The organism is Candidatus Poribacteria bacterium (assembly GCA_028820845.1).
Taxonomy (GTDB): Bacteria; Poribacteria; WGA-4E; order WGA-4E; family WGA-3G; genus WGA-3G.
This window is the reverse complement of record JAPPII010000124.1, coordinates 42,072-59,898: the sequence shown is the minus strand read 5'-3', so window position 1 is coordinate 59,898 and position 17,827 is coordinate 42,072. Positions and strand designations below refer to the sequence as shown.

Sequence of the window (17,827 nt, the reverse complement as noted above, 5' to 3'; positions counted from 1 at the left end):
ATCGCATTTGAGCGAGTACGCTGCAAAACCTCGCCAGCGGGGCGTGGGTTTTCGCTTATAGTGTAAACTTATTTTTAGAATCTACTATAAAAGGGACTGGGTGGCTTCAAATTGGGACTCTAAGGACGCAAACTAACAGTTTGCGCTACAAAATCTTACAGATAACACTTATAGCAGGATTCAAGGTTGCTCTGAACCGAGTTAAGCATAGGGTGGGTATTAGGCATCTACCCACTTCTTTTAAGCCTACCGACGCGTTTGGCATACTTTTCACCGAGATGGAAGATCCAAAATCCGAACGGAATAAGCAGCACGCCAATGACGAACAACAATAATAAATTGCCCACCTGGCTCTCAACCGATGCATTATCAAGGATCGCCGCACGAATTGATCTGAGTGTATAAGTAGCAGGCGATATTTTGGAAATCGGTTGCAGCCATTCTGGTAACACCTCAATTTCATAGTAGATACCGGAGACTAAGAGCAATAAAGATTGGATAATGCCGGTTGCAGCTTGCCCTTTTTCTGGTGAAAGTAAAGGGAAAATTGCTGCCATCAGACCGATACCGATGAAAGAGAGACTGGAGATGAGGACAGTCAGAGCCATCGTCAACCAATTCGCGTTTCCCAAGTTGATATGTTCACCAAAAAAGAATGGCATTATCGCCAGCACTAAACCTGTCCGCAGTAATCCGTATATAATTGCAAAGAGACAGGAACCGACTAAGTGTGTGATGCGGTAAATCGGTGCCATAAAGGTATACTCGATCGTGCCTTCCCAGCGTTCCCACGTAATTGCGTCGCTTACCTCACGCATCATAACAGAGAGAAATCCCCAGATTAATGCGCCGATGACGAGATAAAGTACATCCTCACTGCTGCCGCGTCCTACCATAATCAAGCCAATTGTTAGGGCGTTAACGATAGAGTAACTGAAAAAGAGGATTTCCCAACTGAGATAGCGTTTTACAAGATTAAAGTTGCGTTCAATGAAGGCGTAAGAGACAACAGTCTCCCGGATGAGATTAAGCACGGTTTTAGTCTTCCTCTTCAATCGCTTTGCCGGTTAGGGCAATAAAGACATCTTCCAATGTTGCGGGGGCGCCGTTCTGCGAGGGTGCGTTAGCGATGAGTTCCGCAACGGTACCCTCTGCGATAAACTTTCCCTTGTCAATAATTGCGATCTTGTCACACAACCTCTCAGCCTCTGCCATATCATGTGTTGTTAGTACGATGACGGCATTCCGTTCTTGACGGATCTCCTCAATAAAGGCTTGGACATCGCGCTTGGATTTGGGATCAAGCCCAGTCGTGGGTTCATCGAGCAGGAGGAGCATGGGAGTCGTGAGTAGGGCACGGGCAATAGCGACTTTCTGTTGCATGCCGCGCGATAGGTGCTCCATTTCCTCGTTCATCCGATTCGCGTCGAAACCGAGTCTTTCCAAAATCTGCTTTGCCTTTCGCTCGGCTTCGGGCGCAGGAATACCGTAGAGACGGGCGGCGTAAATGAGGTTTTCTGCTGAAGAGAGACGTTTGAAGAAGGAGGCTTCAACGGAGACACGGTTCATGACTTGTCTCACTTTCAGGCTATCCGTTACAACGTCATCTCCAAAGACGTGAATACTCCCAGCATCGGGAATAAGGAGCGTTGAAATGAGACGAATTAAGGTCGATTTCCCAGAGCCGTTTGCCCCAAGAATCCCATAGATCTCTCCGATGTTCACCTCCAAGGAGATGTCGTCAACTGCACGGACAATCTCTTTCTCTGGCTTGAATATCTGGCGAATCTTCTGATGAAAATGTATTTTATTTTTCGTCCGCTTGTTCCGGTGAAAATGTTTTGTCACCGCGCGAACAGCTAATCCGTAGATAGGTTGTTCCACACCTTTTCCTTTCACTTAACTGAACAGTTTCCAAAATCCTTGACATTTCGTATTGGCTTTTATATATTATTATACCCAAAGTCGGCGAAGATTTGGTAATTTATTTTTCACCAATTTGAATTGGTTATCAGTTGTCAGTTATCGGTTTTCAGTAGGAGGTCGCTCCTACTGGACGAAAAAGACTTGAACAGAAAAATGGCAAGGAGGAATAATGCCGAAAATCAAAGGTCCAGCTATTTTTCTCGCGCAATTCATGCGGGATGAAGCACCATACAATACATTGGAAAATATTGGGAGATGGGTGGCGAGTTTAGGATACAAGGGTGTTCAACTTCCCAATTGGGATGAACGGGTTCTTGACATCGGAAAAGCTGCGGAATCTAAAACCTATTGTGATGAATTAAAAGGAACACTCAATGAAATAGGACTCGAAGCGACGGAGGTGGCAGGCTATCTCGCTGGACAGGTCTTAGCGATGCATCCGGCATACGAAGTTATGTTTGAGGCGTTCCATCCACCCGGTTTGCGTGGTGACGAAAGAACGGCGTGGGCAGCAGGTGAATTGACGAAATGTATCCACGCCTCAGTAAATATGGGACTGGATGTTATCCCTGTGCTTTCAGGGGGTTTCGCGTGGCAGACCGTCTATCCGTGGCCACAACGTCCCGATGGGATCATCGAAGAAGCGTTCAAGGAACTCGCTGCACGATGGTCGCCTTTGCTGGATCTGGCACACGATAACGGTCAGGTTTTTGCTTACGAACTCCACCCAGGTTCGGACATTTACGACGGTGCAACTTATGAGATGTTCCTTGATTATACGAACGACCATCCGGCTGCTTGTCTGAACTACGATCCGAGTCATTTCCTTCTTCAACAACTCGATTATATTGATTTTATCCGACTTTACAACGAACGGATTAAAGGTTTCCACGTTAAAGATGCTGAATTCCGCCCGACCGGTCGCGTTGGGGTTTACGGCGGTTATCAATCATGGGCTGGACGCGCAGGGAGATTCCGTTCGCTCGGTGACGGACAGGTGGATTTCACACAAGTGTTCACACTGCTCACCGAAGCGGGTTATGACAGCTGGGCGGTGCTGGAATGGGAATGTTGTGTCAAAAGTCCAGAGCAGGGTGCCGCGGAAGGTGCCCCGTTTATTGCGAAACATATCATTGAAACGACAGATGTCGCCTTCGATGACTTTGCAGGCGGTGAGACCGACACAGCACGGAATCGGGATATTCTCGGCTTGAATTGAGGCGGTTGTTAGTTTTTAAGTCCTTGATAATGAATTGGAGTAAGACCTTATGGAATCTTGGAAACGAAAATTACGGATGGGTATGGTAGGCGGTGGACAAGGCGCGTTTATCGGCGGCGTGCACCGCATCGCCGCGACGCTCGATCAACAAATTGAGGTCGTCGCTGGCTGTTTCTCGCGTGACCCGGAAAACACACAAATCACGGGTGCGGAGTTGTATCTCAATCCAAATCGTTGTTATGACAGTTACGCAGAGATGGCGGCAGCGGAAGCGAGGCTTCCTGAAGATGAGCGCATCGACTTCGTGAGTATTGTCACGCCAAATATCTCACATTTTGAGATTGCAAAAACATTTTTGGACGCGGGTTTTCACATTGTTTGTGATAAACCGATGACTTACAGTCTTGAGGAAGCTGAGGCACTTGTCCAACTCGTTGAAGATTCGGGGCTTGTCTTTGGGTTGACCCATAATTATACAGGACATCCGCTCGTGCGGCATGCGCGTGCGTTGTTTGCTGAAGGCTCAATGGGACAAATTCGTAAGGTTATTGTCGAATATCTTCAGGACTTTTTGATGGTTCCACACGAGAAACTCGGTCAGAAGCAAGCAGCGTGGCGGGTTGATCCTGCACAGTCAGGTATCGGCGGCACGATGGGCGATGTTGGCACACACTGCGTGAACCTGCTTGAATACGTCACAGGGGATCCGATTGTCGAACTTTGTGCTGACAAAAGTACTTTCCTTCCTGATAGGGTGCTGGATGAGGATGTCAATGCCCTACTCCGTTTTAAGGGGGGCGGAAAAGGCGTTTTAAGCATAAGTCAGGTCGCCACTGGCGAGGAAAATGGACTCACGCTCCGCGTCTACGCTGAACAGGGCGCGGTAAAATGGGCACAAGAGAATCCGAATTACCTTGAACTCTATCGCTATGGTGAACCGAGACAGACGCTTACGCGCGGTCAGGGGTATCTCTCCGACGCAGCGGCAGCAGGGGCACGTATTCCGACTGGACACCCGGAAGGCTACTTGGAGGCGTTTGCAACTATTTACGTCGGCGTTGTCGAAGCGATCCGACGCTACATTGACGGCGAGCCTATGGAAACCGAGGCTTACGATTTTCCGACGGTCTACGATGGATTGCGGGGGATGCAGTTCATTTACAAAGCGGTTGAGTCTTGTGAGAACGGTTCGACTTGGGTTTCGATGTAAATGGTTGTTAGCGGTTAGCAATCAGCAGTCAGCAGTCAGAAAAGAGAGATGGGACGCGCATTCGGGTGAGGTTAGGAAACCTCGCCAGCGATTGTCCGGGTATCTATAGGCCGAAGAAATGGGCAATGAATTGCCCTACTACAAACCGGGAATTCATAAAGGAAGAGAACTATGCAAGCATCTAACTTTGAACCTTTCCGCGTCGGGTTTCTGAACGTTGCATCGTATTCGCACATGCCGTTGTGGGCACCGCATATCAACCCGCGTCCGGGTGAAAAAGATACGCCGTTCACAGGGATGCGGATTACCCACTGTTGGGATATTGAATACGAGAAAGCGCAAGAGGTCTCTGCGCCTTACGATTGCGAAGTTGTTAAAAATTTTGACGATATGCTGGGGAAGGTAGACGGCGTGATTTCTGGCGGCTACTACAACCACCCGTGGAACCATATTCTCCATGAACCGTATCTCGAAGCGGGGTTGCCAAACCTTATTAATCGACCATTTGCTAACTCTCTTGCTAAAGCGGAGCAGATGATTGAACTGGCGCAAAAGCACGGTGCGACAATCCTTGCGCCATCGAGCCATGAGCACAATGATGCTATTTCGCGTGCCAAGGCGTGGGCAAGCGACAAACAAATCGTCTGTTATACTGCGACGAATTCGTTTGACGACTATCCGACACACGGGATTCACGGTGTCTATATGGTTTGCAAGGCGATAGCGGCGGCGGGAAATCCGGTCGTATCCGTAGCGTATCAAGCGGACAGTTGGCATAGTCCACCCGGTGTCATTACGCTTGAGCACATAGATAGCAGTGGACGGCAGTTCTATGGCACACTCCATCAAGTAAGCGGTTCATGGGGAACGGTGCAGATTCATACACAGGAAGCCTACGGTGGTGAGAATTTTAAGATTTACACTGGCACAGGTTACCCGTTCGACAAGACGGAGATCTGGGTGCCGACGATTTGGGCGTTTCAGAATATGGCACTGCACAACGAGATGCCCCAAACCTTTGCGGAAATTTTGCAAAAAACGAATGTATTCCTCGCGGGCTGGAAATCGGTTTTGGAAAACGACGGCAAGCCTGTGAGATTAACAGATGTCCCTGAAGACTGGGAAGCACCGGCTGCGCTTCCGAACCATCCTGACCATGATACTGTGGCACTGTTTCGGAAAAAGTTCGGAGACGTTTAGTTTGACGCAAAAAGTTGATTCCAATCGTGATGAGACTTGGCAATGTTCTTAGGATTCTCACGACTCCGAGCGATGAAACCGGGAACGCTCTCTCGACCTGTCGGCAGACCGATTTGGCTATAGCGCGTGTCAACGCTCCAACGGACGGTATTGGCACGGTTGGGAAGTCCGCGATGGACAACCCGTTCACTCGTTAGCAACACATCCCCAACATCAAGTTCTGCGGTGACAATATCGCCGGGGGGTAGTTCTATATCGCTGATGCCTTTACCGCCGGTATGCCCTGGGGTTTGATCTTGGAAGTTGTGATTAATTAGGTCGAAACGGTGTGAGCCGCGGATGACCTGCATACATCCGTTTTCCTCGGTTGCACGAACGAGTGGCAGCCAAACATTTACGACTAATGTATCACCCGCCTCTTCGGGTATAAGATACGCCAAATCCTGATGCCACGGGATAACTGTAATGTCTTGGTTCGGCATTTTGGCGCGAAAATTAAACTGTGGGTGTGCCAAGATTTCACCACCGATGAGCGACTCGACGACATCAAGGAGCGCGGGGGCCGTTCTGAGTGTAAACATCCCGGCGGTTCGGATTTTCTGGTCGCGGAAATAGTTGCTCCAAACCCAGTTGGGTTCAGAACAGGCATTTGATACGAGTGCGAGTCGCGTCTCAAACCGTTCGTCATCATAAGTGTCTGACGGATTGAGGACTCCGTGCTTGACTGCCGCCTGTGCACCGTCGTCAACGAATTGTGCTAACTCATCAATCAAAGGTTGAAGTGATTGGTTTGGAAGTAAGTTTCGGACAAACAAAAAACCGTCGTCGTGGAATTGCTGCTTCTGCTGAGGGGTGAGTCCGCCTTGCTGAGGTGCTTCTGAATTGCGTTGTGTGGACATTGCGAACCTCCGAAATGAAAATCGGTTATGAAGAGATGGGCTGAATTGCGATGGCACTGCCGATTTCGCTGGATTTCATCGCTGCATCGAGCATTTGCATTAGCATCACTGCTTGCGAACCGGAATTGAGTGGTTCATCTCCGTCCCGGATTGCTCGGATGAATTCTCGTGCTTGAAGCGTTATCTCATCTGCCTCTTGTGCTGGTGCTTTTATCGGTTTGACCTTAACACCGTCAGGTGTACCAACCAACAACTTCCCGCTTTCAAGTCCCGCCTTCGTGCCATAGAGATGAAATTCCTGCGTCTCACTCTTGACGAGATCGCTTCCAGCTGTCGGGGTGTGTCGGTTCGTGGTATTCATGGAAAATGCGACAGCAAAGTGTAAAGTGCATCCATTTTCAAAGCGCACAAACCCGCACGCCGCATCATCTGCGGTGTAGGTTTGCTCAGGTGGTGCGAGATGTGAAAAGGTGCAATAGAGTCCAGCCATAACCTCTGTAGGACGTGGGCATCCCATCATAAACCAGACATTGTCAATGGCGTGGATACCGAGATCGAGTAGGACACCGCCACCCTTTGCCTTATCGTGCCGCCATCCCCGTGCAGAACACCACCGTGTGCGTATCCATCGAGTTTCAGCGTAATACACATCGCCGAGTTCCCCGGCTTCCACAAGTCTGCGCCCTTCCATCAACGAGGAGGTAAAACGTGACTGCCGGACGAACATATAGGTGAGCCCTTTGTTTTCGGCGAGTTGTGTGACCGGTATCAGCTCGGATGCATCATTTGAGGGTGGTTTTTCGCAGAGGACATGGAGTCCAAGTTCGACTGCCTCTTGTGAGACGGGAGCGTGCATCCATGTAGGCAATCCGATGCAGACTGCGTCTAAGTCGCAGGCACCAAACATCTGTCGATAATCATCGAAAACACGAACCCCCTTAATATCACCCAAGACTCTTTTCCTGCGAACCGGGTCTAAGTCAGCCAAAGCAACCAATTGGACCCCCGGTTCTCCATTGAGAATCACAGTTGTACTACTGATTGTCCCGCCGACACCAATGATTCCGACTTTGATTGGATCCTTCATGCAGACTCTCCATTTTTGTTAGAATGACTCTATTGATCAGATTAGGACTGTTTAGTTTTCGGTTCTAATCTCGGTTTTGATTCGCATAAGTTAACATTTGGACGCAAGATCGCGAGCACAGCGTGCTTCTACAGAAGAAAAATGTTCACATAAATAAAGTAAATATGTAAAACTAAATAGACCTGTGATCAGATTAAAAAGGCTTGACATTTCTCGTGTCTTCCTATAGAGTATACCTAAGTTTGATTTGAAACTAACCACATCCTAAAACAAAATCCAAGAGGAGGAAAAGCCTTACCATGTATCGTTACTTTTTCTTATCGGTTCTTGTGCTACTTTTTGCTGCAGGTACGGTTATTGCTGCAGGCGAAAAATTGTTGCTCGTTGGCTCTGGTGAACCCGATCCGAAGGACGTTTTGCTCGTAGATTACCTTGAGGACTGGGGTTATGAAATCGAACTTCGCGAGCATTTAGCGAAGCATCCGGGTAATCTCGCGGGCATCGATTTTGTCTTCATCTCGGAATCAACCTCGAGTGCTAATATTCTCGACGCTTACAAAGATTCAGCCATCCCGGTTGTCAATGCAGAGTCATGGACCTACGACGATATGGGTTTCGCAGCCGATGGAACGTTCAACTCCGATGCAGGCGACGACTTGACTATCGTCAATAGCGACCACCCCATCACCGAAGGTTTCAAGGACAAAATCACAGTCAGCAAACCCGCGGCATCCCTCATGACGTGTAGTGGCTTTGAAGGTGATATTGATATATTAGCCGTGCGTGCCGATAACGACGATTTGGTCGCCATTTCTGTCTATGAGGAAGGCGCGAAAACAATCAAAGGCTCCACGAAAGCGATACACGTCAACATCTGGCCCCATTCAACCGGTTGGCAGATGGTGACAGAGGACGGTTGGGAACTGATTCATCGTTCAATTCTCTACGCCCTCGGTCAGATTCCGTTTGATGTCGCGCCAGAAGACAAACTTGCTGTCACTTGGGGACAAATCAAAAAGTGGCAATAGATAACAGCGGCGAGGTTCCCAATCTCGCTCTACAACAAGGATGCCGACCCAGCGTCAAGAAACACCGAGCAGTCTGGATGCGTCTGTAAGATTGAAGCGGGCTGCATCGGTGTTATCTCGCCGTGTAAGCAATTCCGTACTGCCTCTGCTTTCCGTTCATCCGGTACAGTACAGACGATTGTTTGTGCCTTTATAATCTGTCGGATAGACATTGAAATCGCTTGGGTCGGCACCTCATCAAGTCCTTTGAACCACCCTTCCCCTACCTGCTGGAGACGACACGCCTCATCCAATTCGACGAGGATATAAGGATCTTCTGTCTTAAAATCCGCTGGCGGATCGTTGAAGGCGAGGTGTCCATTCTCACCGATACCGACGAACGCTACATCGATTTGATGTTGCGAAATAATCTGATTGAGCCGGGCACATTCGGCTTGCGGTTCGTCAGCTTCTCCATCCAGAAAATGTACCGTTCCGGGATGAACAATGTCTACGAGGCGTTCTCGGAGATACTTGCGAAAACTGGCGGGATGCGTTTCAGGAATGCCGATATATTCATCGAGATGGAACATTGTTGTGTTGTCCCAATTAATCGTTTTGTCTGCGGTGAGTGCGGCGAGGAAGTCAAATTGGGACGCGCCAGTGGCAACGATGAAACTGGCATGTCCGCGCGCAGTGATTGCTTCCCGAAGTTTCTTACTTGCGAGATGTGCTGCGGCTTCGCTGGTTTCGCGTTTGGTTGTTGCTTTAAAGATATTCATTTGTTTAGAATCTTCGTACTTTTTTAGAGCAAGTTTTTGGCTTGCAAGCTACGCCAAAAATCCCGCTTCCAACTCGGCGAGAGGGCAGGGAGTTTTCTGGCTTGTGCGATTTTCTCGCGGTTGTCGGTATCAAAATAGCGTAGGTTAACTATTTCTGTGATGCTCATCGATTCCGGGGGACTCTCAACGCAGGCAATTGTATCGCCAGCGGTGATCTCGCCTTCTTCAAGCACCCGGAAATAGAAGCCGACGCGCCGACTCTCTAAAAACTGTTTGGGAAACTCTGGGAGTCCCATTTTGTAAGCAAGTTTGAAACAAGGCACACGGGGTTGGGTAATCTGTAATTTCACGGTTGAACCTACCTGAAAGACATCGCCTATGTGGACTGCCTTTTCCAGCAGACCTTCAACAGTGAGATTTTCCCCAAACTGTCCATAAGTTAGGTCGTCTCTTTGCAATTCCTGCTGCCAGTGGGTATAATGTTCAAAAGGGTACCCGTAGATGGCTTTGTAGGTGCCGCCGTGTACTCGGAGATCACCCTGTCCATCGCCGTCAATGTTCTTTTCTCTGAGCATAACGGTGCCTGATACAGGCTCTTTGAAAATTCCGGTACGGATCGTCTTGCCGCCGTATTGGATAGGTTTCGGTTTTGAGACGTTTATAGATAAAAGCTTCATAATGGTTATGGGTTGTTGGCTGTCAGTAATTAGGTGTTGATTCTCGATTATAGATTCTTGTGTTAAATTCACGTCATCTTAGTATATGGATTTGTTTAAGTTGTGTCAAGAGAAAGAACTGAAAATAATACTTTTTTGCTGTCATGCAACACTTGGCTTTTTAAATCGCGTCATTAATAGTAACAGTCGTACGATAGTTGCGTGTGAAAAACGCGCATCGGTATCTTAAAGGGGAGAAATTAGATGAAACACGAAGATACACAGCTGGTTCATCGCTGTTTGGCAGGAGACGACAGTGCTTTCACGACGCTGTTGACATCCTCACCCCGCTAAAGCGTGGGTGATTCCTTTGTTCCTTATAGGACAATTCTCTGGTTATCCAGAGCGACATAAGTGCCAATGGAATTTGACACCTACGGGGGCTGCCAGTGCCCCGACTACAGGGCTGAACAAGAACCCTGATACTTTGTTCCAAAGATTGATAGCACCGACACCGTCACGGTGATATTTGAAACCACAAGCGTTACAATGATAGTTTCGATTTGTAGGTTTCTTTCGGTTCGCACATCTTGGGCAGGTCTGTGAAGTATACGCTTCAGAAGTCGAGATAACACGGATACCTGCCATTTCTGCTTTGTAGCAGATTTTTTGTTGCATCCGAGAGAATGCCCATTGGTGAATCTTCTGATTGATCTTCTTGGAAAACTTCGCACGGTCTCGGATACCTGTTAGGTCACCAATCACAATCGTATCCGCCTTCGCTCTCTGGCAGTCGGATATAAACCTTGATGTGATTTTGTGTTCAGCATCCTTGATCTGTGCGTTGAGTTTATCCAAAACGCGACGCTTGGCACGTATCAACCGATACCAACGTTTTGATCGTTTCTTGCATCTGTCTATTTTCGCTTGGAAACTTGCCTTAACTTTGTTCCGATACTGGAAGATAGACCGTAGCAATCGACCATTATAGATTATCGTTTTTTCGCTATCATGACTGACAATCGGATGTATTTCGCCCATATCTATAGCAACCGTGATCCCCGTTTCCTGTTTTGGCGGCACATCTACTTCAGAGACCAAAGCGAACCAATAGGCACCGCGGTGAAAATACATCTCAACATATTTCGGTTTTATGTCGGTTTTCAAAATAAGCGGTTCTTGACCTTTACCATTAGAGAGTATGAGTTGACTGTCTTTGTGGCGAATCGCTCCTGATTTCCAACGCACCTTGAAATAGCGAGGTGTCCGTTTCGAAGGCTTGGCATCAGAATTGGAATTACGCACTTGAAAGAAACTTTTCAGCGCATCAAAGTAACTATCAACGCACGCTTGCACAGATTGAGAATGCAAGGCATATCCGCGAAGTCTCAAGTATTTCTGCACCGCGCCTTTGGACAACCAAAAACCTTTTCGCTTCTGCGTTTTTCGCATCAGTGAAACGACTTTGGAAAAGCAACGTCCAGACTCACGTGCGAGCGCGTCTAAAACATCGGTTCTTTTGTGTTTAAGTGTCGTTGTGATATACATCGTGAATGCCTTTACATCGTGATACCGCGTTCTAAACGGTGCGGTGGCACTCCCAAGCGGGAGGTAGAACTCCACCGCCACGATGTATAAGAATTATACCACAATTTCACTCTGTTTGTCAAGTTTTTCTTACGTTTCCACGTTGTGGCCTAATGCAATAGGGCGGACTTATATGCCCCTGCTAAAGCATGGGGCTTTACGTCCCTTTATTGAACAGTCGTGGTGAATGGGAACAGATTTCGCCAGAAGTACCGGATAGTGTCACTTCGCTTGTTACTAACGGCGATCGGCTTTATATCGCGACGGAACACCGTGGGATGTTCTATGTTTCCCTTGAGAAAACGCGGTAGAAATTCAGGAAGTACTTTATGACGATGGAGCCCAATTGAGAAATAGACACACCTTTTTTGAAGGAATCTATCCAGAATCCCAACGAAGAAGACATAACCATCGCTCATCAGATAACTATGTCTTCTTCACGTTGCTGAAATGGATAGCGGGCGATTTTTTGAACCTAAACCATAGGAGAAAGATTCATGGTATCAGCGTTCGTACCGCGCTTTGCCTTAATTTGGACGGTAATATTTGCTATGCTCTGGACAAATGTTTCGGCTGCCACTCCAGTTGAAACCGCAAGCAATCCACCCATTCATAAAGAAAGCCGATCTCTCACTGGACTCCCAACCCTTGTTGTAATAGGTGTCACCTCCTTTGGACGTTGGCTAACACCGTTAGACGAATGGCAGGCTGAAATTCGCAAACTTACTGAGGACGAATTGTTCGTTAAACGCTGGATGTTAGTCAACTACGATCCTGCCTCCCTCGAACGGGCAAACAGAGCACTCTCAATTATCCAACAGCAAAGGAAAGCCATCGAGAAAAAACGCAATCGGTTCTTGTGGTGGTACTATCCTACGATAACTGTTGTTGGAGCAGGTGCGATGATGCTAACTTTCTGGATGCAAAGAGATTAACAGAAAAGGACGCATCAAATGAAGAGACCCGTTTTTCTGACGCTTATCGGTATAGGGGTCGCGCTTCTTGTTGTTGGGATAGTTTTTGTTGTTCCGTGGTCCGGTCAGGTGTTCAACGAAATGGAAACTATCACCGAACTGCACCATCAACTTATACGTGACTTAGAAGCGTCAGCCCACGAACCACTGACTGCGGAACAAGAAAAGCTTTTGGCGCAACTCCTCGAAATCGCAGCGGGAACGGATATATCCGAAAACCCAAACGATTTAGAAAGGGTCCTGTCGAGTGAACCGTACCTAACATCTCTAAAAGCGGTGGAAGGCGAGAGTTACGAAGATTTTTCGGCATACATCGCTGCAATGCCCACACCCAGTATAAGAACTGCTGCACGCGCTCGTATCCAAGCGACATTTGGAGCGGATAAGGGCGATGAAGAATTAGAAATCTGGACGAACTACTACTTCAAAGTCCGAGAATGGGGTATTACTGTTGAAGATCCACATGACATCATGTTTAAACTCGATAAACTCCATGAACTCCATCAGACGTACCTGATAGCACCGTTAATGGAGAACGATGTAGAGATATCCGGCTTTCACACCCAAATCGTCCAGATCGGCATGTCTACTTTTTTCATGGCGGAGCACACCCAAGTTTTCAAAGAGGTCTGGCACGAACGTTTAAAGATGGATGGATACCTATCAGGACTTCTATGGTGTGCGATTGCTACACCGGCTGAGTTTGGATTGATGCGTTCGTTTTTTACGGATATGACTGCCTTCCAAGCGTTGATTTTTGAACGTCCTGGACTTCAAGAGTAAGCGTCGGCACACTGAAATCCGCTACTGACTTTGCACTGAATCCTTCTCGAAAAACCTACCATATTTCCCTCAAAAACCTCTCAATAATTCCCAGAAATCCTGCTATTTTTTGCTTAAAAATTCAGCTTTTTGTAGATTATGCACCTTTTCCGCCTTAAAATTGTCTCTTTAAGTAAGTACAGGTACGGTAAAGTGACGTTTTATAGTAACACTTACAATTTGTACTAAGTTCGGACAATTTTTGTGTTGATGAGGGGATCTGATGATGTTCAAAACGTTTAGACATCTACAACGGACTGTTGTTGGTTTAGCTGCTGTTGTTCTATTCCATATATTAGTTATAGAAAACAGCACTGCGGAAAAATGGGAAATTATCTCTCAACTTCCGACACATAGAGAGAAATTCTCCACCGCTGTCGTTAACGACAAGATCTATCTCATCGGCGGTACACCCTTTGAAAACAGAAATGGTCCTTTTGGGATGTCACTCGTAGAGGTCTATGATCCACAAACCAACAGATGGTCCAGAGCTGCTGATATGCCAACGCCGCGGTCCAACGCAAAGGCTGCAGTCGTGGATGGAAAAATTTACGTCCTAAGCGGACATGATGGCATAGATAGACGTATTGTAAATAATGAACCCCTGAAAGTCGTTGAAATCTACGACCCGAAAACTGATACCTGGATGAGAAAGCAAGACATGCCGACCGTTCGTGGACAGTTTAGCATCAGTGCTGTTGCGGGGAAAATTTATGCCATAGGCGGATCGAATTTTCTTGAAAACCCGTGGCGTTTTCGTTTTGTAGAATCTTACGATCCGGAGACGGATACTTGGGGAAAGCACCCTAAAATGCCAACAATACGAGATCGCGTTCGGACGGGTGTCGTCAATGGTGACATTTATGTGATCGGTGGTGCCGGATGGCCACCAGGCGCGAACGGGGGGCCTCACCTCTCCACCGTTGAGGTCTATCATCCAAAAACCAACAGATGGTCAAAGAGACCCAATATGCCAAATCTCAGGATTTCATTTTCGACAGTTAGTCTTGATGGAGTCATCTACCTGATTGGCGGTTTCGTTTGGCAAAACAGAGATCTGAAGTATCTGGCGACTGTGGATGCTTATAACCCAGAGACAGAGAAATGGAGCGATATACCCCCGATATCAATACCCTTTATCCCTCACGATGCAGCGGCAATCGATGGCAAAATCTACGTCCTCGGAGGGACATGGAGAAAAGGCGTGGGCAAAGAAACGGTGTATGTTGCTACTGTTGAAGTATTTGATACCGGGTTTCGTGCTGTAGAGGCGATGAACAAACTCTCCACGCGTTGGGGTGAACTTAAAAGCAAACACCCGCCTCAACCTTGAGATAGAAGGAAAACTTACCACACCATGGGACAACGCAAATACTAATAACCGACAACTAATAACTCTTATAGTGGATCCCGAAATTATTTGCACACTATGCATCGGCGAGGTTAGGAAACCTCGCCTACCAGTGGGGCGGAAGTGTGAATTTATTTTTAGAATTCACTATAACATGGAGTATTCTGATGGAACGAGAAGACGATGTTCATCTAATTCGCAGCATTTTGTCAGGTGACGACACGGCATTCAGTGTCTTAGTCCGAAAACACCAGAAGAGTATCCACGCGCTTGCGTGGCGGAAGGTTGGTGATTTTCACGCTGCTGAAGAGATTACGCAAGATACTTTCTTCCAAGCATACAAGAACCTCGCAAAATTAAGAAATCCGAATCAGTTTGCGGGATGGGCTTATGTAATTGCCAATCGACTTTGCCTGAGATGGCTTAAAAAGAACAAATCTACGATCCAATCCCTGGAGGGCACCCCCATGGCAGAGATTGAAAAATCCTCTTATACGCGTTATGTATCGGAGCAGCGGGAGATAGAGGTTAGGGAGCATCGCTATGAACGGGTGAAAAAACTTCTTGCACAGCTGCCAGAGAGTGAACGCACGGTGGTGACGCTCCATTATCTCGGAGAAATGACAGCAAAGGAAATTGGAAAATTTTTAGGTGTATCGGTCAACACGATTAAGAGTCGGCTTCGCCGCGGCATTAAGCGTTTACGAGATCAAGGGGAAGAGTTCTTAGTCAGTGAGACACTCGGAGGTATCCCATTTCCTGCTCATGTAACCGAGCGTATCACGCGACAAGTTGCCGATATTAGTCCGACAGCCCCTCCGGTTGGAAAACCGTTAGTGCCGTGGGTGGCTTTCGGGACAACTGTGGTTTTGGTTCTATTGATGCTCGGTGCAAGTAATCAAATTCTGGCTCGGTTTCAGAAGCCGTACAGTTTCGAGGCAGCATCGGAACGGACGATTGAAATCGTTGACGCGCCTATTGTCCTTGATGTTGCAGCGAAACCGGCAGTGCGGAACCAATTCGGTCAGGCAGCCACGCCCGGTAAGCGCAGTGGGAGCAGTCCGCAAGTTTCTGATGTGACACCAACGTCTGTTACGTCGGACGATGGCACCACATTTTCTACTGCACAATGGACGCAGGGAAAAGGACCGCCAGCGGGTTATATCCGTGACCTCTTCGCTACACCTGAAGGAACTGTGTATGCTGCTGCATCAACAGGAATTTACAGATTATCAGCAGATGCGACCGCATGGATACACGTCAACGCGAGTATCCCTATTGGTGAATCTCGAATACCGATGGCAGCGCATAACGGAAGGCTTTATGTTGTTTCTACAGATGAGATATTTACTTTAGATGATAACGGCGAAACGTGGAGGACGCTGGGCCCCCGACCAACTGGAGATGCTGTCGGACTCATCATTACAGAGGCGACACACGTGCGTAATGCGCAAACAGATAGGACAATGTATCTTGGGCTTAAAGATGAAGGGATTTTCCGATCTATAGATGGTGGGACGCAATGGCAGCCTTTTAATGATGGGTTGACGGTTTCCGAGAAAATTTCCACACTGGCCGCTGTTGGCAAAACAGTGTTTGCAGGCACAGAAAACGGACTCTACCGTCTTGATTCAGATATTTGGAAAAAACTGCCGTTGGATACACCAGATGCCATTTGTTCCATAGCAGTGTCCGGCAAGAATCTCTATGTTGGAACAGGTTCCGACCTGCTGGTGAAATTATCTGACACAGAACTCTATGAAGCAACGAAGAATACCTATTCGCCGCCAGTCAAGATCTTTCATTCAGCCGACTTGGGAGTTTCGTGGACCGAAATAAGTCACACCGGTGTACATGGTCTTAGACATGCACATACTGGTATAACGGTTTTAGCAAGAGATGAAACACTCTTAGCACTGAGTTGCAATCAATTTCATTCAGCAGATGGTGGACAAACTTGGACAGAACTTGCAAGCGACTCGGGTTGGTTGTGGCATAGTAGCCTTCCAGCTGTAATGGTAAACAAAAGAACGTATTATAAAGCGCGTGTATGGGGTATTCACCGCACGACTGACGGTGGTGAGTCATGGCATCCATTTATGAATGGCATAATTGGGACACATATAGTCGATCTGGTTGGGTTCAACAACAAACTCTACGCACATACTGGCTATGAAGTCTATCAATCATCCGACACCGGCATCTCTTGGAAAAAAGTGCCAGTTGATGGACAGGGAGTTGTGCTTAACCCCAGGACGAAACACGCGGGTGAGGCAAAGTTTGCGGTTGTTGGGAACACGCTTTATTTTGTTTCATCTGAAGCAGAGGAGTTCCAAATTTTCCGTCTATCTACAGATGGCAACATGCTAATCCCCGTTCAAGGTGTCCCGCTTTTTGATCGTAAAACAAACTCTTCTTATGCGATCGCTCGGATGCAAATTGATGCCCCTTATGCGATAACTCGGCTGCAAGGTGAGACAGCTGCAGCCGGCAGCGATGCATTTTATGTGGAATACCAAAGGGGACTCTTCAAATGGAAAGTCGGCGATCCAGAGTGGACATATACGGGATTGGTAGATGATAGCCAAGGGTATGATTACTGGAATGCTGGGAAATACAGAGGCGGATTCAAAACGGCGGTTTCGGGAGAAACAATCTATGTAGGTCAACGAGATGGCAGGTTGTTTCAGTCGCTTGATGAAGGACACAGTTGGCGGGACATTACATCCAGCCTGCCGCTGCGTTTCACGCACTTCAAAGAGATAACCTTTATAGGATCAACCCTCTACGTCTCAACAGACGCAGGGGTCTTAACTTCACAAACCGGCGCGCATTGGCAGGTGCTAACAGATAGCGCGGGCGCGCGCCCTACCATAGATAGATTTGCTACGGATGGTATCAAAGTTTATGGGACCGGCGAGGCGGGCGTCTATTGCTTGGATATCCGTAACCGATGGCAGAAGATTTCTTCAGAAAGTGTAAATGAAGTGATCTCTCTCGCTGTCATTAAAGATAGACTCTATAGTGCTGTTAATAGTCGTGGGATATTCCACATCTCGTTTGAGGAGTAGTCGGTTGTTAGTTGTTAGTTAAAACAGTGCTAAGTT

16 protein-coding genes are annotated in these 17,827 nt (G+C 47.6%); 8 read left to right on the top strand and 8 right to left on the bottom strand.

Annotated features, from left to right (window positions below):
• Positions 1 to 227: 227 nt before the first annotated feature.
• On the bottom strand, positions 228 to 1,034 hold the full coding sequence (locus OXN25_24080) for an ABC transporter permease (protein ID MDE0427948.1): 807 nt from the start codon (positions 1,032 to 1,034) through the stop codon (positions 228 to 230).
• Positions 1,035 to 1,038: 4 nt separating this feature from the next.
• Positions 1,039 to 1,884 carry an ABC transporter ATP-binding protein gene (locus OXN25_24075; protein ID MDE0427947.1) on the bottom strand — a complete coding sequence of 282 codons (846 nt, stop codon included), beginning with the start codon at positions 1,882 to 1,884 and terminating at the stop codon, positions 1,039 to 1,041.
• Positions 1,885 to 2,095: 211 nt separating this feature from the next.
• Here OXN25_24075 and OXN25_24070 point away from each other — a divergent pair, with 211 nt between their 5' ends.
• The 3 genes from OXN25_24070 (at position 2,096) to OXN25_24060 (ending at position 5,555) form a co-directional block, all read left to right on the top strand.
• Positions 2,096 to 3,145, top strand: a complete 1,050-nt coding sequence (locus OXN25_24070) for a sugar phosphate isomerase/epimerase (GenBank protein ID MDE0427946.1) — start codon at positions 2,096 to 2,098, stop codon at positions 3,143 to 3,145.
• 49 nt (positions 3,146 to 3,194) lie between these two features.
• Positions 3,195 to 4,355, top strand: a complete 1,161-nt coding sequence (locus OXN25_24065) for a Gfo/Idh/MocA family oxidoreductase (GenBank protein MDE0427945.1) — start codon at positions 3,195 to 3,197, stop codon at positions 4,353 to 4,355.
• Between the two features lie 171 nt (positions 4,356 to 4,526).
• A complete protein-coding gene (locus tag OXN25_24060; protein MDE0427944.1) occupies positions 4,527 to 5,555 on the top strand; it encodes a Gfo/Idh/MocA family oxidoreductase in 1,029 nt (342 codons plus the stop codon).
• Here OXN25_24060 and OXN25_24055 read toward each other — a convergent pair.
• Positions 5,552 to 6,454 carry a phytanoyl-CoA dioxygenase family protein gene (locus tag OXN25_24055; GenBank protein MDE0427943.1) on the bottom strand — a complete coding sequence of 301 codons (903 nt, stop codon included), beginning with the start codon at positions 6,452 to 6,454 and terminating at the stop codon, positions 5,552 to 5,554. The two genes, OXN25_24060 and OXN25_24055, sit on opposite strands and share 4 nt — an antisense overlap.
• Positions 6,455 to 6,479: 25 nt before the next feature.
• Positions 6,480 to 7,541 carry a Gfo/Idh/MocA family oxidoreductase gene (locus tag OXN25_24050; protein ID MDE0427942.1) on the bottom strand — a complete coding sequence of 354 codons (1,062 nt, stop codon included), beginning with the start codon at positions 7,539 to 7,541 and terminating at the stop codon, positions 6,480 to 6,482.
• A gap of 299 nt (positions 7,542 to 7,840) precedes the next feature.
• Between OXN25_24050 and OXN25_24045 the strand changes: the two genes are divergently transcribed.
• Positions 7,841 to 8,569 (top strand): hypothetical protein, encoded by a 729-nt coding sequence (locus tag OXN25_24045; protein MDE0427941.1) that lies wholly within the window; start codon positions 7,841 to 7,843, stop codon positions 8,567 to 8,569.
• Between the two features lie 29 nt (positions 8,570 to 8,598).
• Here the strand turns inward: OXN25_24045 and OXN25_24040 are convergent, their stop codons facing one another.
• From OXN25_24040 to OXN25_24025, 4 genes are all read right to left on the bottom strand, one after another.
• The gene (locus tag OXN25_24040; GenBank protein MDE0427940.1) at positions 8,599 to 9,330 is read right to left on the bottom strand and encodes a glucosamine-6-phosphate deaminase; all 732 of its coding nucleotides are present in this window, start codon (positions 9,328 to 9,330) and stop codon (positions 8,599 to 8,601) included.
• 23 nt (positions 9,331 to 9,353) lie between these two features.
• On the bottom strand, positions 9,354 to 10,079 hold the full coding sequence (locus OXN25_24035; protein ID MDE0427939.1) for an MOSC domain-containing protein: 726 nt from the start codon (positions 10,077 to 10,079) through the stop codon (positions 9,354 to 9,356).
• Between the two features lie 303 nt (positions 10,080 to 10,382).
• Complete coding sequence (locus tag OXN25_24030; GenBank protein MDE0427938.1) at positions 10,383 to 11,609, bottom strand: transposase; 1,227 nt, start codon at positions 11,607 to 11,609, stop codon at positions 10,383 to 10,385.
• Between the two features lie 131 nt (positions 11,610 to 11,740).
• Complete coding sequence (locus OXN25_24025; GenBank protein MDE0427937.1) at positions 11,741 to 11,992, bottom strand: hypothetical protein; 252 nt, start codon at positions 11,990 to 11,992, stop codon at positions 11,741 to 11,743.
• 78 nt (positions 11,993 to 12,070) lie between these two features.
• Here OXN25_24025 and OXN25_24020 point away from each other — a divergent pair, with 78 nt between their 5' ends.
• The 4 genes from OXN25_24020 to OXN25_24005 all read left to right on the top strand — a co-directional run bounded on the left by OXN25_24020 (position 12,071) and on the right by OXN25_24005 (position 17,791).
• Positions 12,071 to 12,508: a hypothetical protein gene (locus OXN25_24020; protein ID MDE0427936.1), complete on the top strand. Its 438-nt coding sequence runs from the start codon at positions 12,071 to 12,073 to the stop codon at positions 12,506 to 12,508.
• Between the two features lie 18 nt (positions 12,509 to 12,526).
• On the top strand, positions 12,527 to 13,330 hold the full coding sequence (locus OXN25_24015; GenBank protein MDE0427935.1) for a hypothetical protein: 804 nt from the start codon (positions 12,527 to 12,529) through the stop codon (positions 13,328 to 13,330).
• Positions 13,331 to 13,592: 262 nt separating this feature from the next.
• Positions 13,593 to 14,702, top strand: coding sequence for a hypothetical protein (locus OXN25_24010; GenBank protein ID MDE0427934.1), 1,110 nt, complete (start codon positions 13,593 to 13,595; stop codon positions 14,700 to 14,702).
• A 185-nt stretch (positions 14,703 to 14,887) separates the two neighbouring features.
• A complete protein-coding gene (locus OXN25_24005) occupies positions 14,888 to 17,791 on the top strand; it encodes a sigma-70 family RNA polymerase sigma factor (protein MDE0427933.1) in 2,904 nt (967 codons plus the stop codon).
• Positions 17,792 to 17,827 lie beyond the last annotated feature (36 nt).